Source organism: Novosphingobium sp. FG90 (assembly GCF_057808725.1).
Genome location: NZ_JBMDIO010000014.1, coordinates 15,330 through 38,940 on the forward strand (window position 1 = coordinate 15,330; position 23,611 = coordinate 38,940).

Below are 23,611 nucleotides of genomic sequence, written 5' to 3' on the forward strand. Positions count from 1 at the left end.
GAGGTCTTGGGATGACCCGACATGCCGGTCGGCGGCGGGAAGCGTTCCTGTCTCGGCCGCTTCGGCGCGCACGGTGTGATCGGGGATTTCACGATCGAGCATATGATATCGATCCAGCATTCGCGCCGGGCCTGGGGTGCCGGGCGCGAATTGCGCAGATGACCGCGCGCGCTCGTCAGGATGCAGCGCTCGTAGGGGGCAAGAGCAGATCGGCTGAAGCACTCGGGGTTTGTTCGGCGCGCAAGAAGTCGATCAGGGCGCGGAGCTTGGCCGGTACACGGCGCCGATTGGCATAATAGAGATGGAGATCGTCGAACTGCGGGCTCCAGTCGGTGAGCACGCGGATCAGGCTGCCATTCTCGATGAAGCGCTCAATATAGCCGTTGATCATATAGGCGATGCCGAGCCCGTCGAGTGCGCTTTGCACCAGCGCTTCGGAGTCGTTGATGATCAGGCGTCCGGACGGCGACAGTTCGAAGGTTTCGCCATCTTTGGTGAATTCCCATCGCTCGATCTGGCCCGTAGTTACATGACGGAATCGGATGCAGTCATGGCTTGAGAGATCCTGGGGCGTCCCGGGCAATCCATAGCGGGCGATATAGTCGGGCGAGGCAATCATGAAGGCCTCGATCGGTGGCCCGATCCGCACGGCGATCATGTCCTTTTCGATCAGGTCACCGAAGCGGATACCGGCATCGGACCCCCTGCCGACGATGTCGACCAAAGTATTGTCGAGTACCAACTCGATTGAGACGTCGGGATAGGCGTCGAGAAAACGTCGCAATATGGGCTGGATCGCGATCAGATAGCCGGCTCGCGGGACGTTGAGCCGCAACAGGCCACCGACCCGTTCGGTTTCATGGCCGAGTTCTTCATTGGCTTCGGCAAGTTCGCGCACGCACGGCAAAACCCGCTCGTAATAGTGCTGACCGATCTCGGTGAGGCTTACGCTGCGGGTTGTGCGATTGAACAGCGGAACGCCCAGACGCTCCTCGAGAGTGCGGATAGCCTGGCTGATTGCCGAGGCTGAAACGCCAAGCCGAACGGCGGCTGCGGAAAAGCCGCCTTGCTGGGTAACTGTCACAAACGCGACCAGCCCATCGAATTGATCCTGGCGCAGCATCGGCTTGTCCCGTTTGAGAATTCAACAGAACTGCTAATTAATGCGCGGAGGATTGTTCCGCAAACAGCGTGCTCAGCTGAGGCAAAAGATCCGATCAGAAAAGACCGTTCCCTGAGTTGGTGGGCCTCTCACCGCGATGTTCGGCCGCGTCAGATTTTTGCCGCCGCGAGGATCGGCCCTCCGGCGCCCGCCTGAACGAGGATGGCGCTTCTCAGCCCGCCGGCATTTTCGCTCGGCAGCGGGATGGTCTGGGCACGGCCATTCCAGCGGCCGATCCGGACCAGCTGACGAACGATGTCGCGGTGGGGAATGGTGCGCCCTCCATTCTCGCCGGCGCGGATCGCCACTTGCACGGTACGCGGATCATAGCGGACGAGCAGGACATCGGCACCGCCCGATGGCGCGGTGCCTGCTCCGAGGTTCAAGGACGCTCCGGTCACCGTCAGCGCCGGACCGCCCGACGGGCCGCCCTGGCCGATCACCTGGGCGACGCGGGTGGGATTTGCGCCCAGCACAGTTTGGCGGCCGTTGATCCAATATTGCGGCGTCGCGACGCCGATCCCGTTGTTGCGGTCTGAATAGTCACGCTGGCGCTGGGTGAATTGGGGTGATGCGAAGCTGTCTTTCCATCCCAGATAATCCCAATAGGTCACGCCGAAAGACAGTGCGAGCACATCGGGTTGGTCAGCCAGTTGATTCAGGTTGAGCTGAGCTGGCGGGCAATCGGAGCATCCCTGGCTCTGGAACAGCTCGACCACGACTGGACCGCGAGGCAACGGGGCCTGCGCTGTTGGCTGGGTAGCCCAGGCCATTGTTCCAATCGCGAGGGCGGCGGTTGCGGCCCAAACCAGATGTACGGCTTTCACGACATTTCTCCCTAATCTCTCGCAGGGAGATTCGGCTGCGGTGGGACAGCGGTTACATCGGTTCGAACATCGCAAGGCGCGTCGAGACCGGCGATCGCATGACGGTAGGATTGCCGCGAAATCCGCAATAATGATCTGCCGACTATCTCCATTATCGCTGGTCGCGATTGGTGCGAAATAGGTGTCACCGGCGATGACCGGCCCCGAACCGCCCTACCAAGGAGATTTTCAATGGCTCGTGTTACCATCCCGTCGCGTGACGAAGCCCCCGCCGCCTCGCAGCCGCTGCTCGATGCGGTCGGCGCCCAGCTCGGCGTCATTCCCAACCTGTTCCGCCTGATCGGCACCAGCCCGGCCGCGCTCGAGGGCTTCCTCGGCTTCAATGGCGCGCTCGGCAAGGCGCTGGACGTCAAGACCCGTGAGCGGATCGCGCTCGCCGTCGCTCAGGCCAATGGCTGCGACTATTGCCTGTCGGCGCACACCTATCTGGGCCTGAACCTGGCCAAGATCGACGAAGCCGAGATCGCTCTCAACCGTCGCGGCCAGTCGGGCGACGCCAAGGCAGCCGCAGCGGTCAAGTTCGCCCGGACCGTCGTCGACGCCCGTGGCAAGGTCTCGGATGCCGATGTGGCCGAAGTACGCCTCGCCGGCTTCACCGACGCCCAGGTGGTCGAGATCATCGCGCTGGTCGCGGTCAACGTCTTCACCAACTACCTGAACAACGCGCTGCACACCGACATCGACTTCCCCGTCGTGACGGCGGCTGAGGCAGCCTGATCCCTGCCCGTTCCCCTGGCCCCGTGGTTCTCCCCTGCCACGGGGCTACCCCTTTCCCCCTCGTACCTGGAGATCGGCGTGAAGCTCTACTACCATCCCCTGTCCGGCCATTCGCACCGCGCACGGCTCGCCCTTTCGCTGCTCGTCATCGAGCATGAACTGGTCGAGGTTGATCTGGCCGCCCGCGCGCACAAGACCCCCGATTTCCTGGCGATGAGCCCATTCGGCGAGATCCCGGTGCTGGTGGATGGAGAAACGGTAGTCGCCGACTCCAATGCGATCCTTATCTATTTGGCGCGGATCACCAACACGACCTCCTGGCTGCCCAGGGATCTGGCGACCGAGGTCGAGATCCAGCGCTGGTTATCGGTTGCCGCCGGCAAGATCGCTTATGGCGCCTGCGCCGCGCGGCTGATCACGGTGTTCGATGCGCCGTTCGATCCTGACGAGGTGATCCACCGGGCCCATGACACGCTGAAGGTCGTGGAGACGACGCTGGCGGCACGCACCTGGCTTGCTGGCACGCCCCTCCCGACGATCGCCGATATCGCTCTCTATAGCTATGTGGCGCGCGCGCCGGAGGGAAATGTCGATCTGAGCCCCTATCCGTTGACGCGGGCATGGCTTGCACGGGTCGAGGCGCTGCCCCGTTTCGTTCCCTTCCAGAAGACACCGGCCGGCCTCGAAGCCTGATGCCGGACGGCGGGGCGCGCCGTTTCCCTCCCCCTCCCCGACGGCCGCCCCGCCCCATGGAGATCAAGGCGATGCAGGAAGATCCGGATATCGACGAAGCGTCTCCGTGGCACGCAGGCGAGATCGCCCTGCAGGAGACGGTCGGTGTCGTCGCCGATATGGCGGTCATGGGCCGCCAGTTCATCCGCGATCACCTGGTCGACCAGCATCGCCGCTTTTACGCGCAATTGCCCTTCGCGGTGTTCGGCGCGGTCGATCCCGACGGGTTGGTCTGGGCGTCACCTCGGGCTGGATTGCCCGGTTTCCTGAGTGCCAGAGACCCCGGGCATCTCCGTGTGGCGGCCATCGTCGATGCCGGCGATCCCGCCAGCGCGGGGTTCAAGGTCGGCGAGGCGGTTGCAATGATCGGGATTGAGCCGGCGACGCGACGGCGCAATCGCCTCAATGGTCGCATCGAGCGGGCCGAGGATGACGGGTTCCTGATCGCGATCGACGAATCCTTCGGCAATTGCCCCCAATATATCCAGCGCCGCTCCCCCAGCTACACGCGGGATCCCGGGATGGTGTCGGCTTCAGCGCCTCAGATGCTGCCTGCCCTCGATGAGGGAGCGCGCGCGACGATCGCGACCGCCGATAGTTTCTATGTCGCGAGCTTCGTCGACACGCCGAAAGGGCGCCGGGTCGACGTATCGCATCGCGGCGGCCGCCCCGGCTTCGTCCGGGTGGATGAGGATGGTGTCATCACCGTCCCGGATTTCGCCGGCAACCAGTTCTTCAACACGCTGGGCAATATCCGCGAAACCGGGAAGGCGGGCCTCGTTTTCATCGATTGGTCGACCGGCGACCTGCTCCAGATGAGCGGTGACGCCGAGGTCGTGCTGGATTCGCCCGAGATCGCGGCATTCACCGGCGCCGAACGGCTATGGCGGGTGCGTCCGCGTGCGATCGTTCGCCGGCGCGCCGGTTTGCCGCTCACGTGGCAATTCGAGGAGAATCCCTGGTCGCCCAACCTTGCCGCCACCGGCACCTGGGCGGATGCACAAGCGAAACTCGAGGCTGCCCAGTTGGGCCAGACATGGCGGCGACTGCGTATCGCGCGCATTGTCGAGGAGAGCAGCGTCGTCCGTTCCTTCCATCTGGAGCCGACCGACGGCGCCGGGCTGATCGCACCGCTGGCGGGGCAGCATCTGCCGATCCGCGTGAGCATTCCCGGCCACGCAAAACCGCTCATCCGCACCTATACACTCTCGTCGGCGCCGGGCGACCAGCTCTACCGGATCAGCGTCAAGCGCGACGGCACGGTTTCGGGCCATCTGCACGGCCTTGTCGCTGGCGAACTGATCGAGGCCCGCGCCCCGGCCGGCGCCTTTACCGTCGATGCTGCGGAGCCCCGCCCCGCCGTGCTCCTGGCCGCGGGTATCGGTATCACGCCGATCCTCGCGATGGCGCGGCATCTACTCCTTGAGGGCGCGCGCACGCGCAAGCTGCGCCGGGCCTGGATCATCTATTCGGCGCGGACCGCCGCCGAACGCGCCTTCGCCAATGAAATTTCGGCGCTCGTGCGGGCGAGCCAGGGCACGATCCGGGCCGTGCGCGTACTGAGCAGGACCGATAGCGCATCGTCGGGCCGTGACTTTGACCATCACGGACGGATCGACATGGACCTGCTCCGCGCTGTGCTGCCGTTCGACGACTTCGATTTCTACCTTTGCGGTCCGTCGGCCTTCATGCAGGACCTCTATGACGGGCTACGCGCGATGAATATCGCCGACAGCCGCATCCATGCCGAGGCGTTCGGGCCGGCTGCGATGACACGCACACCAGATGCGGCGGCGGCTCCGGAGATGCCCGGGGCGGCGCCCGCAGAAGAGCCGGTGGAGATCACTTTCGCAGCCGCCGGATCGGCCTCGACCTGGCTGCCCGGCAAGGGAAGCCTGCTCGATCTCGCCGAAGCGTTGGGCCTGTCACCCGAATTCGGCTGTCGGTCAGGGACCTGCGGAACGTGCCGGACGCGCGTGCTGGCCGGCACGATCGCGCACACCCGCAAGACCGGCGCTGAGGTGGGTGCCGACGAAGCGCTCATCTGCTGCGCCGTCCCCGCAAAAGGGAGCAGCGCGGTGTCTCTCCAGCTCTGATCGACGGTTCAAGGAAGGATATGACGATGGAAGTGAATGCCGATTTCTCGCAGCGGGTTCTGGTTCATTCGGCCGAAGAGCCCTGGGTGCCGTCGCCGATGGCGGGCGTCGATCGCCGCATGCTCGACCGGGTCGGCGGCGAGGTTGCTCGCGCGACCACGATCGTACGCTATGCGCCACAATCCTACTTCTCCGCGCATACCCATGGCGGCGGTGAGGAGTTCGTGGTGCTCGACGGCGTCTTTTCGGATGAACATGGCGACTTCCCGGCAGGGTCCTATGTCCGCAATCCTCGCGGCTCGCGGCACACGCCTTACTCGGATGATGGTTGCACCATCTTCGTCAAGCTTTGGCAGTTCGATCCGGCCGACCAGACGCACGTCCGCGTTTCCCCCGATTTGATCCGTTATGCTGCTGTCGCCGATCGTTCGGGCGTGGCGGCGGTGCCGTTGCACAGCTTCGGTGACGAAGTCGTCCGGCTCGAGAGCTGGGATGCGCTGACGCCGGTTCGGATCGAAAATCCAGCCGGCCTGGAGTTGCTGGTCCTCGACGGGACCTTGAGCGAGGAAGGCGATCTGCTCGAGGCGGAATCCTGGCTGCGTCTTCCGCCGGGGCAAGACTTCGATGCGATCGCTGGCTGTGCCGGCTGCACGGTCTGGATCAAGACCGGCCACCTGACGGCGATCGATGCCCAGATCGCGGGCATGGCGTTGTGAGACTCCTACCGGCGGCGATCATACTCGCTGCTGTCCGGCGAAGGTCGCAGGTCAACTGTGATTGTCGATCTCCGCATCATCCGGTGCAACGAGCTTCAAGGGGCGGTTTGCCAGCGGGGCACCGGTTCGACCATCGATCACGACTGGTTCGACCGGTTGCCCGGTCTCCATATCCGTCAGGCGCGACACAGCGCCCTCCCCGTTATGACGCTGGCCCCATTCCCCGATCACGTACAGGACCGGCAAAAAGTCTCTGCCAGCGTCCGTCAGGACATATTCGTCGCGCGGTGGGCGGTCATTGTATCGACGCTTTGCAAGCAGGCCGGCTTCCGTCAGCGATCGAAGCCGCTGAGTAAGGATATTCGGGGCGATGTTCAGATTGACCCGGATTTGATCGAAGCGGGCAAGCCCCGTCGCAACGTCGCGAAGGATCAACATGCTCCAGGCGTCTCCTACCTTCGACAGCCCACGCACCAGCGGGCAACAATTGTTCTCGGTCTGCATCTTCTTGTCCATTGCAATATGATAGTGACTCACTATTAAAACGCAAGTGGCTCACCCCCGGGCCGCAGGAGATATGGACAATGAGTGATTCTACCCCTGGAACGGCCCTCATCACGGGTGCGTCGTCGGGCATCGGCGCAACCTATGCGGATCGTCTGGCGCGCCGCGGCTACGACCTCATCCTCGTCGCACGCAACAAGCAGCGGCTGGACACGCTCGCCGAAAAGCTCCGCGCCGAAACCGGCCGTACGATCGAGGTCCTGGTCGCTGATTTGACCGATGGCGACGATCTCAGCCGGATCGAGAAGCTTCTGGCAACCGATGCCTCGATCACCCTCTTCCTCAACAACGCGGGCGTCGCCTTGAAGGGTGGTATTCTCGACAATGATGCTCCGGCGTTCGAGAAGCTGATCGCACTCAATGTCACTGCAACGACCGTGCTGGCTTCCGCCGCGGCCAAGGCATTCAAGGCGCGCGGCTCGGGCTCGATCATCAATATCGCTTCGGTTCTCGCGCTCGCGCCTGAGCTGTTCGACGGCACCTACAGCGCGACCAAGGCGTTCAATCTGCATCTGTCGCGCTCGCTGAGCACTCTTCTGGCCGACAGCGGCGTCTATGTGCAGGCGGTCCTTCCCGGTGCGACCCGCACGGAAATCTGGGAGAATTCGGGAACGCCTGTGGAAGCGCTGCCGATCGAAATGGTGATGGAGGTCGACGACCTGGTCGATGCCGCGCTCGTTGGGTTCGATCGCCGTGAGAGTGTTACGATCCCGCCGCTTGAAGACGGTAAGCGCCGACGGAGCCCGGCCTTGTCAGTTTCTTGGCGGTGATGGAGTTCGCGAGGCGACAGGAGGCCTTGCGAGTGGATATCGAGCAGTCAAACGAGCCTCGTATGAGCGGTCGGCACGATGGTGCGGTGCTCGTTCGAGTGGAACGCCGGCGCCGCTGGAGTGATGAAGAGAAGCTGGCGATCCTGAAGGAGACGACCGAGCCGGGGGCGATCATGGCGGCAGTGGCTCGTCGGCACGGAATTGGGACCGGTCAGGTTTACACCTGGCGGCGGCAGCTTTTACGCGGGGCGATGGCCGGGTTCGTGCCGGTCGAACTGGTCCCCGATGCGCCGAAGGTGTCATCGCTCCCGCAAGGCCGGATCGATATCCGCGCCCGGGGCGGATTTACGGTGTCGGTCGACAGCCTGGTTGATCGCGGTGCGCTGAAGATGGTGCTCGAACTCGTCGGGGAGTTCGAGCTTTGAGCCTGACTTTGCCGCCATCAGCGAAGATCTACCTGTCGCTGGCGCCGTGTGACATGCGCAAGGGCTTTGATGGGTTATCGGCGCAGGTCCGCAACATCCTTCGGCTCGACCCGTTCTCGGGCGCGGTGTTCCTGTTCCGAGGCAAGCGCGGGAATCGCCTGAAGGCGTTGGTATGGGATGGATCGGGCTTGTGCCTGTACGCCAAGCGCTTGGAGCGCGGAAAGTTTGTGTGGCCCAGAGCGAGCGAAGGCGCGGTGCGACTGTCGGCTGCACAGATGGCGATGCTGATCGAGGGCCTGAACTGGAAGCAGGCAATCGTTCACGACGAGGTGGCGGCGCCGAGCTTGGCGTAGCAATAAAACCTTCGGAAAACCGGGATTTTACTGGGGTTTTGCCCTCACATCGGCTATGAAAATGGCCATGCGGTTCGAGCTTGATCGCCTTCCTTCCGACCCGGTTCTCCTGCAGCGGATGCTGCGGGAAATGGCCGAAGTGCTCGAGCAGGAGCGCGCTGCGCTGAATGCCGCCAAGGCGGTCGTCACCACCCAGAGCCTCACGATCGAGAAGCTCGAGCATCGCCTGGCGCGGTTGCTGCGCGTCCAGTTCGGCCGCAGCTCCGAGAAGATGGACATCGCCCAATTGCGGCTGATGTTCGACGAAATCGACACGCCTGTTGCCGCCAACGATGACGCGGGATCACTTGGCGAGGTGCGGCAGCCGGCACCGCGTAAAGCTGGGGTCAGGGCGCCGATCCCGGAACATGTGCCGCGCCAGGTGGTGGAGCATCGGCCGGAGACATGCTCGCCGGGCTGTATTGGTCAGCAGACGCAGATCGGCGAGGACGTCACCGAAGTGCTGGACTATATCCCCGCGCGCTTCCGCGTGATCCGGCATATGCGTCCGCGCATTGCCTGCCGGGTGTGCGAGCAAATCCGCCAAGCCCCCGCGATCGATCTGCCGCTGCCCAGGGTCATGGCCAGCAGTGCGCTGCTGGCGCATCTGATGGTAAGCCGCTTCGTCGATCACGTGCCATGGAATCGGCAATCGGTGATCCTGCGCCGGCAGGGTATCGACATCGATCGCGACGTGATGAGCCGATGGGCCCGCAAGCTCGCCTGGCTGATGGCGCCGCTGGGCGAGCGGCTACTGGCGTACATCCTGGAAGCGCCGAAGATCCATGGCGATGACACGCCGGTCACCTTGCTAGGCAACGGGAATGGCAGTGCCATCGCACGATTCTGGGTCTATCTGCGCCATGGCTGGTCTAGCGGCGACATGGAGCCGCCGGCTGTGGCCTACCGCTTCAGTGCCGATCGCGGCGGTCATCATCCGGCCGCGCACCTCGCCAATTACCGCGGCTATCTGCAGGCGGACGGCTTTGCGGGGTACAACGCGCTCTACCGGGACCCGAAGACCAAGGCACCACGCGATGTTGTCGAGGTTGGCTGCTGGGCCCATGCGCGGCGCAAGTTTACCGACGTACTCGACAAGACCCCGTCACCGGTCGCGGCCGAAGCCGTGGTCAGGATCGCGGAGCTCTTTGCGATCGAGCGCGAGATCAAGGGCGCGCCGCCGGACCAGAGACGACGGGTCAGGCAGGAACGCGCCTTACCCAAACTTGCGTCGCTGCGAAGCTGGCTGGAGACCATGGAACAGGGACTGTCATCTGACAGCGCCTTGGCCAGAGCATGTCGCTATCCGCTGAACCGGTGGGCTGCCATGGTCCGCTATTGCGATGATGGCCAACTCGAAGTCAGCAACAACCTGGTCGAGAACGCCTTGCGCGGAGTTGCCTTGGGGCGCCGCAACTGGATGTTCGTTGGCTCGATCAAGGGCGGGCACGCCTCAGCGCTGTTCTACTCGCTGGTCGAAACCTGCAAACTGAATGGCGTCGAACCGGAGGCTTGGCTCACCGATGTGATCGAGCGGATCGGGAGCCATCCGATCAACCGGATTGACGAACTCCTGCCATGGCGCTGGCAAGCAGCCCGCGATACTGCCCTGGCGGCATGACTACCGCAACACCGCACCCCGCCATCCCACTGCCGCTGGTCCGCGACCCCGACCTCCTGCCGCCGCTCGAAATGGACGGCTACCTCACCGGCGTGCTGGTCACGCCGCATCTGGAAACCGCGCAGTGGGTCATGGGTCTGTGGCGAGAACGGTCTGCGGTCGATACTGCCCGGATCGAACAGGGCCTTGTTACGGTCCTGGCCCATCGCAAGGCTATCGAGGCAAGCTTCGCCAAAGGCTGGCCAGGCTTCTCCCCCGCCTTCTGCGAGCCGGGTCAGAAGCCAGACCACGGCAAGGTCAGGACTTGGGTCAGGGGCTTCTGGAGCGCCATGAAGCTGGCGCCGGATTACTGGTCGGCCATCGCCGAGGATGAACGAACTGCCACGTTCGTTGCCCTGTTCACAGGCTTCATGGACATCGGCGAGCCATTCGATGAACGCGACGACGCCAACGCAATCCGCGACGAGCACGCCGCACTCATACCCCGCGCGCTCGTCGGAATGCGCAAGCTCGCGCTCATGCGCGAGAATAAGAAACTCGCGCTCCGCGCCATGCAGACCGCCAAAACAGGTCGCAACGAGCAATGCCCCTGCGGCTCGGGCAAAAAGTACAAGCGCTGCTGCGCGGCAACCTGACGCCGCGTCAACGCCGTCTTCCGTCGGCGCTTACTGAAGACGAGGGTCAGTGGCTCGCTTTCGATCAGGCGCGTGGTGCACTCCTTCCGAACCTTTCCCGAAATGTGGTGGCATCCCGCTATCGCGCAGAGGTCGATGCATAAATGACCGTTTGCGGGGAGCTGGTCGCTGCTGCGGTCGGCTTCCCGCGCTCAGGCCAACATATTGACTCGGATACCTCGCACGCGCGCTCAGAGACCTAGGCGTCTTGCAAAGGGCGTTCTGAATGCATTTCCGTCATGCTCCGACGAAGCGTCGAGGGATCGACGTCGAACGCAGCCCTGAATGCCCTGCTGAAGTAACTGCGGCTCGCATATCCAACCATTGTCGCGATATCGGAGATGGGCAGGGTCGTCGAAAGAAGCAGTTCGCGACCGCGCGTGAGCCGAGTGCGTGAGACAAACTCCATGGGGGTTGTGTCGAGCATTTCGGCGAAAACCTTGGCGAATTTCGATCGACTCATGCCGCTCTCCCTTGCCAGGCTGACTAATGAATGTGGGGCGGCAGGATTCTCGAGCACGTTCGCCACCGCACGCGCGAGCGACGGGTGCTCGAACAGTCCTGGCAGCGTCCTTTCGATCCCGTGGACGCTCGCGTGCTGCCGCAGGGCTAGCACGAGACACGCTTTCATCAGCGCGGCGATTAGCGCCCGACTGCCCAGTTCCACGCTGCTGACTTCGCGCAACATTGTCTCGAATGCTGCCCGAATGATCGGGTCGCCTTGCAGATTTGAACAGAGCGGCTTGTGCATGCCTTGCAGGGGTCCGAACGATCCACTGACGTCCGCGCGAATATGTCCACAGACGATGCGAACCTCGGCCGGATCCTCGCCAGCGGCATCCAAGGTGAACATTCCGTTCGGGCGAACAGTACAGATATCGACGGAGCGGTATACGCGCTCTGGTCCCGGCGCGCTGGCCATCTGGTGATAGACCCCGGGAGGCACGGCAACGATGCCGCCCGCTGGAACCTCCGACCGCCCTGCCGGCGTGTTGACGAACAGAGTACCCGCCAGCACGAAATGAACTTCGATGACATTTTCAGGTTCGATCGCGATCGCAGTCTCTGAGGCGACTTCGCAAAACGAAACTTCGTTTACCTCGACTGTGAGCGCGGCCAGGATCTGATCGAAGGCAATACCGTTCCGATTCACACCTAGGCGATGCGCACTTTTGCGTCTCTCGGTCCAGACGATTTTGACCCTCACGCGAAATGTGGACGCTTAGGCACAGAGACGGACGAAAGGTAGCATCGGCCGGTGGGCAGACCTTAGGCGAACGGACGCGATGGCTCCGTATCCAGAGGTAAAAGTGCCGGGCCAATGGATTCGTGTCGAAGCACGGATATTCGTCCATGCACGTTCAAAATAATCCAAAACTTTACCGACGTTCCTGATCGCATGGATTCGTAATCCGGATGACATAATCGAACCATACCGGCCTACCTCAAGACATCTTCCGCAACATCTATTGAAATCGCTTGGGGGAATCATGCGAATTAACTGGCTGTGTGCAGCGTCTATGGCTGCACTCGTTATCCCGACTTGTGCCTATGCCCAAGAAACGACTGCAATTATTCGCGGTACGATCACGGATGAAGGTCAGCCCGTAGGCGGCGCGACCGTCATCGTAACTCATCTGCCGTCTGGTTCCGTTTCTACCACGACGACGGCAACCGATGGGAGCTTTCAGCTCGCCGGTTTGCGCTCCGGCGGCCCCTTCAAGCTCGTCGCGAGCACGAAGAGCGCTTCGTCGACGGTCACCGACATCTACACTGCCATCGGTCAACCATATGATCTGTCGGTTGAGATAGGGGCTAGCTCGGACATCGTCGTTACCGCCGGAAGGCTCCGCGGCGCCGCCAGTTCGCAGGACCCGCAAACGATCGTCACAGCCGAGCAGATTCGCAACATTGCGTCCGTGAATCGCGACGTGCGTGAGGTCGAGCGGCGCGATCCGTTTGCCAATTACGACTTCAATTCCGGCACGGTTACGTTCGCCGGCACCAACACCCGCTTCAATGCCTTCAACGTCAACGGCGTCAATATCAACGACCGCTTCGGGCTGAACAACGACGCCAGCCCTACCCGGCGCGGTCCCATCCCCTTGGACGCAATCGAGCAGGTTGCCGTCAGTGTGGCGCCTGTCGATATCAGCCAGGGCAATTTCACGGGCGGCGCGGTCGATATCACGTTGCGACCCGGAACCAACCGCTTCCAGGGCACGGGCTTCTGGAGCATCAATACGCCCGGTCTCACATCGAAGCGGGTGGCCGACCGAACCGTCAGCCGCCAGAACAACAGCCAGACTTATGGTCTCAGCCTGTCGGGCCCGATCATCAAGGACAAGCTGTTCTTCCAGGTCACGGGCGAGCGTACGACCCAAGGCCAGCCCAATTCCTCCGGACCCGGTGACCAGGGCTTTGCGAGCCCGATCCCCAATCTGACGAGCGCGCAAATCACGCAAATCCAGGACATCGCCAAAGCGAACTATAAGTTCGATCCGGGCGGCGCGATCAGCGAGCGCCCCGAGGTCGACGAGAAGATTGTCGGTCGGATCGACTGGAACATCAGCGACCGGCAGAAGCTCTTCCTCACCTACACCAACGCGTATGATTCCGTCGTCAACACTCAGAACACCAGCACGAGCACGTCGTCGCCATCGATCGGTCTTTCCTCGAATGCCTATCTGCTAACCGAACTCCAGCGCTCAGGCCAGATTCAGCTCAACAGCGACTGGAGCAGCCAGTTCTCGACCGAAATCCGGGCCGGCTATCTCAGTTCGGTGCGGGGCCAGACGCCGCTCAACGGCCGCAATTTCGCGCAGTTCACTGTATGCCTTGATCCGAATTCGGCGACCAACGGGCTGGGCGGCGCCAACACCTCGACCATTACGGCTTGCACGCCAGGAGTGCCGCGCATCGTTTTCGGGCCAGATATCAACCGGCAGGTCAACACCTTCTTCGCGGATACCTATCAGGCATCTTTCACCGCGCGCCTGAAGCTTGCCAACCATAACATCAAGCTGATCGCGTCCTATGATCGCTACCGCAACCGGAATGAAATCCTGCGCTACGGCACAGGCGCCTATAACTTCGACACCGTCCAGGATTTCATCGATGGCAACGCGTCGTCGCTGACCCTGCAGCGCCCGGTTTCGGGCGATCCGGCTGACGCGGTCAATGACTTCATCGATGTCAACTACACGTTCGGACTGCAGGACACATGGGCCGTCACGCCCAACTTGAACCTGACCTATGGCGGGCGCTACGACTTGTTCGACACGGTCGGCCGCCCCGTCACCAACCAGAATTTCATCAATCGCTACGGTTATTCCAACACCGGCACGCTTGCCGGTCGAGGAATTTTCCAACCTCGCATCGGCTTTGATTGGAAGCCGACCCAACGCTTGAAGCTCCGAGGGGCCGGCGGAATCTTCGCGGGCGTTCCTCCCACGGTCTATCTCGAGAACAGCTTTGCTCAGTCGGGCATCCTGACCAACACCGTGAACGTCAATTTGAACAACAACCAGAGCACGGCCAACCGCTATACCAACGGAATCCCCAATGCTGTGGGTGATGCGGCAGTCAGGGGGGTCACTGGCACATCGTTCAATCCGGCGCTCCTCAGCTATCTCCAGACCAACATCGCATCGCTTCAGGCGGCCGAAACCGACGCGATCGTGCCGAACTTCCGCATTCCCTCGGTTTGGCGCGCGACACTGTCCGTCGACTACAAGCTTAATCTTGGCCCGCTCGGCGACGGCTGGAATATCGGGCTCAACTATCTCTTCAGCAAGCAGCGCAGCCAGGTCCTGTTCGAGGACGTGCGGTTGGCGCAGACCGGAACATTGCCCGACGGGCGCCCGCGCTACAGCGTCTCTCCGGGTGTTCAGGACAGCGGTAGCGGCGACTTCGTGATCTTCAACACCGGCGCCGGTCGCAGTCACGTGGGCGTGATCCACATCGACAAATCCTGGTCGAACGGCTTGTCGCTGAGCGGTAGTTACACGTTGTCGGATATCACCGAGCGTTCGTCGTCGGGTGCGACGGTGGCACTGTCGAACTATAACAGCTCGGTCTACGGTGACCCGAACGTCGCGGCGCTTGGGCCCGCCGATAACCAGGTGAAATGGCAGTTCAAGTATAATGCCGTCTACGAGCACGCCTTCTTCGGGGATTATCTGACGTCGATCAGCCTTTATGGCGAGACCAAGGCCGGCACACCGTACAGCTATACCTTCCAGGACAATTCCGGCCAGACCCGCTCCCCAGTCTTCGGGACGATCGGAGGAAACAATCGCTATCTGCTCTACGTGCCGACGGGACCCAGTGATCCCAGGGTGAGCTACGACAGCGCCGCCACCCAAGCATCGCTGGACTCGCTGATCAACCGGACCGCGCTCAAGGATTTCCGTGGCCAGATCGCCGGCAAGAACATTTCGCGGGGCCAAGCCAGCACGCGGCTCGATCTTCATATTGCGCAGCAGATCCCGACCTTCCTCGGCAAATCGCGGATCACGTTGTTTGGCGACGTCGAGAATGTGCTCAACTTGATCAATCCGCGCTGGGGCGTGCTCTACACCCAAGGGTCATCGCTGGCGGTGGTGCGGGTATCGTGCCTAAGCCAGCCTGTTGCGACCGGCACCGCGGCGCCGGCCAATATCACCAACCAGACGTCTCAGGCCTGCGCGCAATATCGCTACTCGCAATATATTGAGCCCAGCGACCGCAATATCAGCCTTGGGGGATCGCTGTACACAATCCGCGTCGGCGTCCGGATGAGCTTTTGATCGATAGAGACCGGGCCGCCCTCGGCACTTGCGCCGTGGGCCGCTTCGCACGGGAAAGGACATTCGAATTGCGTATCAACACAATGCTGAAGCGGCACGCCACCTCCGCGATCGCCTGCCTCCTGCTGGCTGCTGTGGGGCTCATGCCCTCGGCCGCGTTCGCTTGGGGCAAGACCGGTCACCGCGTCGTGGGCGCGATCGCGGATCGATATCTGACGCCGAACGCGAAGGCAGGCATCACGGCGATCCTCGGTAGCGAAACGGTCGAGGAGGCATCGACCTGGCCTGACTTCATGCGCGCCAGCCCGGATGAATTCTGGCAGAAGGTTGCGGGCGCCTATCACATAGTCACGGTCCCCAAGGGCAAGACCTACGCCGAGGTCGGCCCACCGCAGCAGGGCGACGCGGTGACCGCGCTCAAGCAGTTTTCGGCAACGGTGCGCGATCCCCGTGCCTCGGTCGCCGACAAGCAATTGGCGCTCAGGTTCATCATCCATATCGTCGGCGATCTTCATCAGCCGCTTCATGTGAATAATGGCCTCGATCGGGGTGGGAACGATATCCACGTCCGGTTCGGCGGCCGCGATACCAATCTTCACGCCTTGTGGGATTCGGGACTGATCGACCAGGAGCAGCTTTCCTTTTCCGAATGGGCGAGCTGGCTGAGCGCCAAGATCACGCCTGCCCAGCGGCAACAGTGGAGCAGCACCGACCCGGCGGTCTGGATTGCCGAAGGCGCGGCGATCCGCGACCGACTCTATCCCGAAACCCCGGAGATCTCATACCGCTATGCCTTCGACAACAAGGCCGTGCTGGACGAACAGCTGGAAAAGGGAGGCGTCCGGCTGGCTGCCTATCTCAACCAGCTTTTCAGCAACGCAACGAAGTGAACAGCACGCCGGCACCCGCCAGCGGGCGTCGGGTCAACAGGAAATGGTGACTCTATGAACGACATTTCTCGCAGACAGATGCTGTGGGGCGCGGCTGCGGTGGGAACCGTGATCGGCGCGCCAGCGATCCTTCGTGCGCAACAGATTTTCACGTCCTACCCGTTCCGGCTGGGTGTGGCGTCAGGCGATTCATCGCCCGATGGCTTCGTGATCTGGACGCGCCTTATTCCCGAGCCGCTGGCCGAACATGGCGGCATGCCGATGGTGCCGATGACCGTCGATTGGGAAGTCGCGAGCGATGAGCGTTTCCAGACGATCGTCGCGCAGGGAACGGCGATCGCGAGGCCCGAGCTCGCGCATTCGGTACATGTGGAGGTGACCGGCCTGCAGCCGGCGCGGCCTTATTGGTATCGCTTCCGGATCGGGCGCGAGCGATCAGCGCGCGGGCGTGCCGCGACACTGCCGGCGCGCGGCGCCGTGCTCGACCGGGCTCGGTTTGCCGTGGTCGGCTGCCAGAACTACGAGCAGGGTTTCTACACCGCCTATGGCCATATGGCGCACGAGCCGGTCGATTTCGTCTTTCACTATGGCGACTATATCTACGAAGGCGCGGGCAGCCCGGTGAGGATCGGTGCGGATGGCGCGGCGCGACCGCCGGTGCGCCAGCACGAGGGGCAATTGCTCTACAGTCTCGACGACTATCGGCGGCGCTATGCGCAGTACAAGCTCGACCCCGATCTTCAGGCGGCGCATGCTGCAGCGCCCTGGTTTGCTGTGTTCGACGACCATGAAGTCGAGAACAATTGGGTCGGCGATATCGACCAGAACAACACACCCCCGGAAATCTTTCGTCTGCGTCGCGCGGCTGCCTTCCAGGCCTATTATGAGCATATGCCGTTCCGGGCCGCCTCATTCCCCACGCCTGAAGGCATGCACATCTATCGGCGCGCGCTCTACGGAAACCTGCTCGACCTGCATTTGCTCGATACACGGCAATTCCGCACCGACCAGCCATGCGGCGACGGGTTCAAGCCGCATTGCCCCGGCTGGGATGCGCCGGACGCTCAGATCCTGGGCGGCCAGCAGGAGCAATGGCTGGCGGCGAGCCTGAAGGAAAAAGCCGCGCGCTGGAAAGGTATCGCGCAGCAGGTGATGATGATGCCGCTCGATCGCCGTACCGGGGATGAGCCGGCGCCGCTGCGCAACATGGACAGTTGGGGCGGGTACAACCTGCCGCGCGAGCGCGTGTTCTCGATGCTGGGCGGGCTCGGCAACGTCGTGGCGCTAACCGGCGACGAGCACCAGAATTTCGCGGGCGAATTGAGGCGGAACAACGGCCGAGGCGACGCCGTCGGCGTGGAGTTCGTCAGTACCTCGATCTCGTCGGGTGGTGACGGCGCCGATAAGCGTACAGGAACGGAGCGGATTCAGCGTGAGAATCCGTTCCTCAAATTCACCAACGACAGGCGTGGCTATCTTGTCTGCGACGTCGACCAGCAACGTTGGCAGACCACGTTCCGGACGGTGGATCAGGTATCGCGACCCGGTGCTCCCATATCAACGGCAGCAACGGCGACGGTGGAGCACGGTCGTCCCGAACTACACTTTTCCTGAGGGTCGAATTCGCGCGGCGATAGCTGGGGCCGCCGATCGCCGCGGGTCATCCACGCATCATTCCTGAGCGGCCGCCGTGGTCACGCTTTGGCCGCCCATGGTCTCGTGCAGGACGAACCCCTCGATCGGGTCTGCGTCGGACCGCCAGGGCGATGCTTCGAGCATGCGCATCGTGTGCGCATAGCCTGCCTCCCAGCGTTGCCGAATGCTTGAAGGGCTGAAATCCACGTCCTTGCTGTGATCTTCGTAGCCTAGTCGCGGTGCGAGCAACCGGATGACGTGCATCCGCGTCCTGCACCCATAGCCCAGCAGCTCCTGAACGCGAGGATCCCGGCGTGCCTCCTCACTGAGATGGTCGGCGAGGTCCGTAATGACATGGCGAAGCCGGTGGAGCTGCCGCTGGCGCTTGATATGGCTGGCCGAACGGCTCGAATATTGGACATCTTTATAGCGGTTCATGACGTCGCGCATCGATCGCGGAGGGGGACCTTCCGAGTTCCAGATATGCACCGAGTAGATCACCGAATCGCGCCGGGGGTTGTCGTCGAACACGGTCTCGACCGGAGTGTTCGAGAGCACGCCGCCGTCCCAGAAAAAGTCGCCGCCGATGCGGACCGGCGGGAAAGCGGGCGGCAGAGCGCCGGATGCCATAATGTGGCATAATGCGAGAGCTTCATCCCGAGAGTCGAAATAGACCATCTCGCTGGTGCTGACGTTTGACGCGCCGACGGTCAGACGGGTGACACCGGAATTGATGACGTTGAAATCGACCAGGTCGCCGAGCGTCTGCCGGAGCGGCTCGACCGAATAATAGCCGGCGTGCTCGCTTTCGATCTGGGCATGCGCGCCGAACTTCAATGCCATATTAGGCTCGAAGAAGCCCGGGATGCCGGTGGCCATCGCCGACCAATAACGAAGCGTCGTTGATACTTCGCCGGGGAAAAAATCGTCGAGGCATCCGCCATATTCGATACGCTTCCAGAAGGCGCGAAGCCGGTCGACCCGGTCGGCGGGAGCGTTGCCCGCGATGATGGCTGCGTTGATGGCGCCGATCGACGTGCCGATCGCCCAATCCACTTCGATCCCAGCGCCGTGGAGCGCTTCGTAGACCCCGGCCTGATAGGCGCCCAGCGCACCGCCGCCCTGGAATACGAGCACCTGCTGACCCAGTTGCAGCAGCTCGTCCTGGAGAATGGGTTGAGACATGATTGGGCTCCCTGCTGAGCACGGCCTGCGGACGCGAGACGGGAAGATTGTCCCTCACGGTAGTTCGGGAATGGCGCGCTGGAGTTACAGGCGGAATGCCTTTGCGCTCACAAAATCATCGCCGTGGGGCTGTAACCGCGCAGCCTCATCGACCGAAATTTGCTGCAGGTCCATCGGAAGCGATGATGCCGTCACACAAACAGAGAGTCATTCCCATGCTCGTGAGAGATGTACTGAAAAGCAAAGGCGGCGATGTTCGGCTAATCATCGAGACGGCAACCATTACCGCCGCCGCCGCCCTGATGGTTTCGTCGCGTGTGGGTGCGCTGGTCGTCGAAGATTCGAAAGGCTCGCTGAGCGGCCTGATTTCCGAACGGGAAATCACGGCAGCGTTCGCGCGCTGGAGTGGCGACGCCCATCGCCACATGGTCCATGAGGTGATGGTGCGTCAGCCGCTGGTGGCTCATCCCGATGATGCGCTGATGCACGTCACGGCTGTGATGACGCATCACCGCGCCCGCCACGTACCGATTCTCAGCGATGGTGCGCTCGTGGGCATCCTCAGCATCGGCGATGTCCTGAAGTCCAGGCTCGACGAGAAGATCCAGGAGAATCTGGTTCTGCAGGATATCGCGCGCCTGCGGTCCGCGGCGTGACGGGCGGTTCGAGCCGGGAAGCAACGTCGGGCCCGAGTAGGTGGCGAAGCGCTTCCCGGCGCATGCGTTGATGGTGAGCGATCCGGTCATGCGGACAAAGCCTGGTCGATCTCGTTGCTTCACGGCCGCCACGCCCGGCGAGCCGCTCGCGGTTCGCTGCGAACTCGCGGACGAGGCGGCGAGAGCACTTTCTACCCTGCTGCCGATATTGGGCTGTGGAGAGGAGGCAGCCGGGCTCGCCTTTGCGGGCCTCGCGGCGACGCACACGTCCGATCCGATGGCAGCAGGTGCGCTGCATCGTATCGCCGAGGAGGAGCAGGTCCACGATCGATTGATACATTCGCTCAGCGCCGCTCTGCCCCCGCCTCCGCCGCAGGCGGAGCTTCGCAGCCGCATTCGTCGCTTCCATATTGAGCTCGGCCGCGGCGATCGCGTTACGCGGCTGGCGCGGATTGCGGCCTTGGATTCGGCTGTTTGCCTGCTGCTCCCAAGGCTCTTGCGTCCCGGCACTCCCCTCTCCGCCGAGGCTTCGGTTTCCGCGATCCTTCGGCGGATCGCCCGCGATGAAGCCAATCACGTGCGAGTTACCCGCGCGCTGGCCATGGCACGTGCGGGCGAACGCGAGCTGCGGCATATTGGCATGCCGGTGCGCGAGCATCTCGGTGCCCTTCTTACTGAGGTTGCCGACGCCTTCGAGGCGCTTGCATTCGACCCTCGATGGTTGCGTGACGGTGTAGGCCAGTTGCCCGATGGGCTCTTTCGCGCATGAGTTCGGCCGCCCTGTCGCGGACATGGATGTCACATGGAGAGGTCGCAGTCCTTGGTACGGGACTGGCGCTTCCGGGCCCTCAGGTCGATACGGACGAACTGCTTCTTCGTACAGGCCTCTCCGGTCGGAGCAGGATTCTGGCGGCCAGCGTAGCCGAGCGGTTGGGCATCCTGACACGCCATGTCAGTCGCTCCTGGGGTTCGAGACTGGATTGTCCTCGTGAAGGGGCCACGAATCCGGAACTCGCCGCGGACGCTGTGCGATCCGCACTGAAGGATGCCGATCTTCGGGTCGAGGATCTGGGCTATCTGATAGCCCACACCGCCACACCCGCGCAGCCGCTGCCGGCGAACGTTACCTTGGTCGCGGATCGGCTGGGCTATGAGGGACCGCATATCGAGCTGCGTCAGGCGTGCACGGGATTTGCCAACGCATTGATGATTGCTTTTGGTCTCCTTGCGCGTCCGGACGCGAGGCCGGTCGCCATCGTCGGGTCCGAGACGGGTTCGGTGTTCCTCGACCTCACGACGGTCGAGGGGGAATCGGGACAGATCGTCAATCTGGTCCAGATGGGCGACGGAGCGGGTGCCGTCATCCTCGGTCCGGCGAGATCGCAGAGCGACCGGATCCGGGCGGGCTGGTACGGCGCGCTTGGCCTGAACCGCGGACCTGGACTCCAGATGCGCCACGGGGGTTCGGATTGTCCTGGGTCGGGCACGATCGGCCCGCTCATATTCGAACATGATTTTGCCGCAGTGCTGCGTGGCGGGCCGGAACTTTTCGAAGCCGGAGCGGCAGCATCGGTCGCGCGGGGTTTTGCGCTTTCGGACGCGGACTGGATCATTCCCCATCAGGCAAGCGGCAAGGTCGGTGAGCAACTGGCAGCCCATTTCGGTTTGCCCAAGGAGCGATTCTTCGTGAATGCCGATCGGGTTGGTAACACGGGCTCGGCCGCGATCTGGATTGCGCTGGCCGAGCTTCGCGCTCGGGGTCTCGCGCCCGCCACGCGCACCGTCGTCCTCGGCGCCGAAGCCACAAAATTTATGTTCGGGGGCTTCGTGCATGAGACCCGGTGACGGAGCCGATGTTCTTGTCGGCATGCTTGGTGCCGGCAAACGCTTCGGCCGGCGCTGGGTCGTGCGCGACCTGAACTTCTCGCTCGGTGCGGGCGCCATGCTGGGACTGGTCGGCGCCAATGGCGGCGGCAAGACGACGACGCTGCGCATGCTGGCAGGGCTGCTCCGTCCTGACTGCGGCGCCGGCATAGTGCTCGGCCATGATCTGAGCCGTCCCAATCGCCGGATGCGCCGCGATATCGGCTATATGAGCCAAAGGCTTTCGCTCTATCCGGAGCTTACGATCGCTGAGAACCTGGCCTTTCGGGCAGCGGTTTTGGGACTGAATGATCGTCGCACGACCATCGGAGAGGCGGTCGATCGCTATGGGCTGGACGGTGTGCTGCGGACGCGGTTCGATCGGCTATCGGGAGGCTGGGCGCGCCGGGCGCAATTCGCCGCCGTCACGCTCGCTTCCCCCAAACTGCTGCTTCTCGACGAACCGACAGCCGGGCTGGACGTTGCCAGCAAACGCGCGATTTGGGGCTGGTTGACTGATTTCGCGCGCGCCGGTCATGTCGTGATCATCAGCACGCATGACCTGGTCGAGGCCCAGGTTTGCCCCACGATCCTTCACTATGCCGATGGGCTGGCCGAGGGTCCTATGCGGCCCGAGGCCTTGATAGCCCGGACAGGCTCTCTCGATCTGGAAGAGGCCGTACTGCGCCTTGCGGGTCGTCCGAGCTGATGGCGACGTTGCTCACCATATCTGCAGTGGCGCGCGTGGAATGCCTGCGCCTGCTGCGCTCGCCGACAAGCTTCACGCTGCTCTTGCTGGTACCAGCCCTGCAGATCCTGCTCTTTGGCTATGCCATTCGCCCGAGCGTCGCAGCCGTCGCCGTGGCGCTCGCCGGGCCGACAGCGGGTCAGGGCGATGTCGTCCGCCTCGCTCGCGACGCCGGGATGCGTGTCGTTGGGCACGATCTACGGCCCGGTGGCGCAGAAAGCCTGGTACGGGCCGGGAAAGTGGCCGTCGGGATCGAGCTACCGACCGGTCCCTTCGCTCCCGTCACGGCGATCGTGGATTCAAGCGATCCCAATCTGACCGCGGCGGCAGAGGCGAGAATCGAGGCGATATATTGGCACGCGCTGGCGCAGCGCAACGATGTCGCGGACTTTGGGCCAAGGCTCCGCGTCGAGCGGCTCTACAATCCGGCCGCGCGCGCCGACTGGGCGTTCCTGCCGGCGCTCGTGGGCGCGATCATGATGATCAGCATGCTCATGCTCGGAACACTCGGCATGGCGCGCGAGCGCGAGCTTGGAACATGGGAAGCATTGATCGCGCTGCCGATCGGGCGAGCTGCGCTGATAGCGGGCAAGCTTGCGCCTCTCGCCGTGATTGGCGCGCTGCAAGGAGTCGTAGTTCTAGCGGTGGGCCATTGGGTTTTCGACTTGCCTTTGCGGGGGAGCGTGATGTCGTTGGCAGCGATCCTCCCGATCTTTGCCGTGGCGCATCTCGCATTAGGTCAGGCCCTGGCTGCGCGAGCGCGCACGCAATTGGCGGCCCTCCAGGGTGCGGTGGCCTTCTATCTCCCGGCCATGCTGCTCTCGGGGTTTCTTTATCCGTTCGCGACATTGCCGCCGTGGGCGCAGCGGATTGGGGAACTGTTCCCGCTCACCCATTTCATTCGAGCCTCGCGCGAGGCCACGCTGCGCGGAGGCGATGCCGGCACAGTGCTTGCCCATGGCGTACCGATCGCCTTGTTCGCGGTCGTGATGCTGGCATTGTCTGCGATGCAACAACGCGTCCAGCTCGATTGAACTGCGCGTGTAACGGGAGAGGTGGTTCTGACGAACAGTCGAAAAGAGCCTGAG

General features: G+C 63.0%; 22 protein-coding genes. 17 read left to right on the forward strand and 5 right to left on the reverse strand.

All coding sequences use genetic code 11. The annotated features are described in order from the left end of the window. Nucleotides 1–175 precede the first annotated feature (175 nt). Both ACODRZ_RS13800 and ACODRZ_RS13805 read right to left on the reverse strand, forming a co-directional pair. On the reverse strand, nucleotides 176–1,123 hold the full coding sequence (locus ACODRZ_RS13800; RefSeq protein ID WP_488971442.1) for a LysR family transcriptional regulator: 948 nt from the start codon (nucleotides 1,121–1,123) through the stop codon (nucleotides 176–178). Between the two features lie 149 nt (nucleotides 1,124–1,272). Further along, complete coding sequence (locus tag ACODRZ_RS13805; RefSeq protein WP_488971441.1) at nucleotides 1,273–1,881, reverse strand: DUF1223 domain-containing protein; 609 nt, start codon at nucleotides 1,879–1,881, stop codon at nucleotides 1,273–1,275. 339 nt (nucleotides 1,882–2,220) lie between these two features. Here ACODRZ_RS13805 and ACODRZ_RS13810 point away from each other — a divergent pair, with 339 nt between their 5' ends. The 4 genes from ACODRZ_RS13810 (at nucleotide 2,221) to ACODRZ_RS13825 (ending at nucleotide 6,310) form a co-directional block, all read left to right on the forward strand. Further along, nucleotides 2,221–2,766: a carboxymuconolactone decarboxylase family protein gene (locus ACODRZ_RS13810; protein ID WP_488971440.1), complete on the forward strand. Its 546-nt coding sequence runs from the start codon at nucleotides 2,221–2,223 to the stop codon at nucleotides 2,764–2,766. A 78-nt stretch (nucleotides 2,767–2,844) separates the two neighbouring features. After that, nucleotides 2,845–3,459: a glutathione S-transferase family protein gene (locus ACODRZ_RS13815; RefSeq protein ID WP_488971439.1), complete on the forward strand. Its 615-nt coding sequence runs from the start codon at nucleotides 2,845–2,847 to the stop codon at nucleotides 3,457–3,459. 71 nt (nucleotides 3,460–3,530) lie between these two features. Beyond that, complete coding sequence (locus tag ACODRZ_RS13820) at nucleotides 3,531–5,594, forward strand: 2Fe-2S iron-sulfur cluster-binding protein (protein WP_488971438.1); 2,064 nt, start codon at nucleotides 3,531–3,533, stop codon at nucleotides 5,592–5,594. 26 nt (nucleotides 5,595–5,620) lie between these two features. Continuing rightward, nucleotides 5,621–6,310, forward strand: a complete 690-nt coding sequence (locus ACODRZ_RS13825) for a cupin domain-containing protein (RefSeq protein ID WP_488971437.1) — start codon at nucleotides 5,621–5,623, stop codon at nucleotides 6,308–6,310. A 51-nt stretch (nucleotides 6,311–6,361) separates the two neighbouring features. Here ACODRZ_RS13825 and ACODRZ_RS13830 read toward each other — a convergent pair whose 3' ends face one another. Next, on the reverse strand, nucleotides 6,362–6,826 hold the full coding sequence (locus tag ACODRZ_RS13830; RefSeq protein ID WP_488971436.1) for a winged helix-turn-helix transcriptional regulator: 465 nt from the start codon (nucleotides 6,824–6,826) through the stop codon (nucleotides 6,362–6,364). 68 nt (nucleotides 6,827–6,894) lie between these two features. On the opposite strand from ACODRZ_RS13830, the gene ACODRZ_RS13835 reads away from it, so the two are divergent. The 5 genes from ACODRZ_RS13835 (at nucleotide 6,895) to ACODRZ_RS13855 (ending at nucleotide 10,717) form a co-directional block, all read left to right on the forward strand. Continuing rightward, entirely contained in the window at nucleotides 6,895–7,644 is a 750-nt protein-coding gene (locus ACODRZ_RS13835) for an SDR family NAD(P)-dependent oxidoreductase (RefSeq protein WP_488971435.1), read from the forward strand. Nucleotides 7,645–7,676: 32 nt separating this feature from the next. After that, nucleotides 7,677–8,069 (forward strand): IS66-like element accessory protein TnpA, encoded by a 393-nt coding sequence (gene tnpA / locus ACODRZ_RS13840; protein ID WP_488971434.1) that lies wholly within the window; start codon nucleotides 7,677–7,679, stop codon nucleotides 8,067–8,069. Further along, on the forward strand, nucleotides 8,066–8,422 hold the full coding sequence (gene tnpB / locus ACODRZ_RS13845) for an IS66 family insertion sequence element accessory protein TnpB (RefSeq protein WP_488971433.1): 357 nt from the start codon (nucleotides 8,066–8,068) through the stop codon (nucleotides 8,420–8,422). Before tnpA ends, tnpB begins: the two co-directional genes overlap by 4 nt. A 67-nt stretch (nucleotides 8,423–8,489) precedes the next feature. Continuing rightward, complete coding sequence (tnpC, locus tag ACODRZ_RS13850) at nucleotides 8,490–10,082, forward strand: IS66 family transposase (RefSeq protein WP_488971432.1); 1,593 nt, start codon at nucleotides 8,490–8,492, stop codon at nucleotides 10,080–10,082. Further along, nucleotides 10,079–10,717 carry a UPF0149 family protein gene (locus ACODRZ_RS13855; protein WP_488971431.1) on the forward strand — a complete coding sequence of 213 codons (639 nt, stop codon included), beginning with the start codon at nucleotides 10,079–10,081 and terminating at the stop codon, nucleotides 10,715–10,717. Before tnpC ends, ACODRZ_RS13855 begins: the two co-directional genes overlap by 4 nt. 238 nt (nucleotides 10,718–10,955) lie before the next feature. Here the strand turns inward: ACODRZ_RS13855 and ACODRZ_RS13860 are convergent, their stop codons facing one another. Continuing rightward, on the reverse strand, nucleotides 10,956–11,963 hold the full coding sequence (locus ACODRZ_RS13860) for an AraC family transcriptional regulator (protein ID WP_488971430.1): 1,008 nt from the start codon (nucleotides 11,961–11,963) through the stop codon (nucleotides 10,956–10,958). 313 nt (nucleotides 11,964–12,276) lie between these two features. Between ACODRZ_RS13860 and ACODRZ_RS13865 the strand changes: the two genes are divergently transcribed. The 3 genes from ACODRZ_RS13865 to ACODRZ_RS13875 all read left to right on the forward strand — a co-directional run bounded on the left by ACODRZ_RS13865 (nucleotide 12,277) and on the right by ACODRZ_RS13875 (nucleotide 18,050). After that, nucleotides 12,277–15,546 carry a TonB-dependent receptor gene (locus tag ACODRZ_RS13865; protein ID WP_488971429.1) on the forward strand — a complete coding sequence of 1,090 codons (3,270 nt, stop codon included), beginning with the start codon at nucleotides 12,277–12,279 and terminating at the stop codon, nucleotides 15,544–15,546. 68 nt (nucleotides 15,547–15,614) lie between these two features. Continuing rightward, nucleotides 15,615–16,436 (forward strand): S1/P1 nuclease, encoded by an 822-nt coding sequence (locus ACODRZ_RS13870; protein WP_488971428.1) that lies wholly within the window; start codon nucleotides 15,615–15,617, stop codon nucleotides 16,434–16,436. Between the two features lie 54 nt (nucleotides 16,437–16,490). After that, nucleotides 16,491–18,050 (forward strand): alkaline phosphatase D family protein, encoded by a 1,560-nt coding sequence (locus ACODRZ_RS13875; RefSeq protein WP_488971427.1) that lies wholly within the window; start codon nucleotides 16,491–16,493, stop codon nucleotides 18,048–18,050. Nucleotides 18,051–18,107: 57 nt separating this feature from the next. Here the strand turns inward: ACODRZ_RS13875 and ACODRZ_RS13880 are convergent, their stop codons facing one another. Further along, nucleotides 18,108–19,256, reverse strand: a complete 1,149-nt coding sequence (locus ACODRZ_RS13880; RefSeq protein ID WP_488971426.1) for a patatin-like phospholipase family protein — start codon at nucleotides 19,254–19,256, stop codon at nucleotides 18,108–18,110. 215 nt (nucleotides 19,257–19,471) lie between these two features. Here ACODRZ_RS13880 and ACODRZ_RS13885 point away from each other — a divergent pair, with 215 nt between their 5' ends. The 5 genes from ACODRZ_RS13885 (at nucleotide 19,472) to ACODRZ_RS13905 (ending at nucleotide 23,557) form a co-directional block, all read left to right on the forward strand. Continuing rightward, complete coding sequence (locus ACODRZ_RS13885) at nucleotides 19,472–19,912, forward strand: CBS domain-containing protein (protein ID WP_488971425.1); 441 nt, start codon at nucleotides 19,472–19,474, stop codon at nucleotides 19,910–19,912. Between the two features lie 40 nt (nucleotides 19,913–19,952). Further along, entirely contained in the window at nucleotides 19,953–20,681 is a 729-nt protein-coding gene (locus tag ACODRZ_RS13890; RefSeq protein ID WP_488971424.1) for a 3-oxoacyl-ACP synthase, read from the forward strand. Between the two features lie 257 nt (nucleotides 20,682–20,938). Beyond that, the gene (locus ACODRZ_RS13895; RefSeq protein WP_488971423.1) at nucleotides 20,939–21,757 is read left to right on the forward strand and encodes a 3-oxoacyl-ACP synthase III family protein; all 819 of its coding nucleotides are present in this window, start codon (nucleotides 20,939–20,941) and stop codon (nucleotides 21,755–21,757) included. After that, nucleotides 21,744–22,484 (forward strand): ABC transporter ATP-binding protein, encoded by a 741-nt coding sequence (locus ACODRZ_RS13900; protein ID WP_488971422.1) that lies wholly within the window; start codon nucleotides 21,744–21,746, stop codon nucleotides 22,482–22,484. The genes ACODRZ_RS13895 and ACODRZ_RS13900 overlap by 14 nt, the downstream gene beginning before the upstream one ends. After that, nucleotides 22,484–23,557 carry an ABC transporter permease gene (locus tag ACODRZ_RS13905; protein ID WP_488971421.1) on the forward strand — a complete coding sequence of 358 codons (1,074 nt, stop codon included), beginning with the start codon at nucleotides 22,484–22,486 and terminating at the stop codon, nucleotides 23,555–23,557. The genes ACODRZ_RS13900 and ACODRZ_RS13905 overlap by 1 nt, the downstream gene beginning before the upstream one ends. Nucleotides 23,558–23,611: the final 54 nt, after the last annotated feature.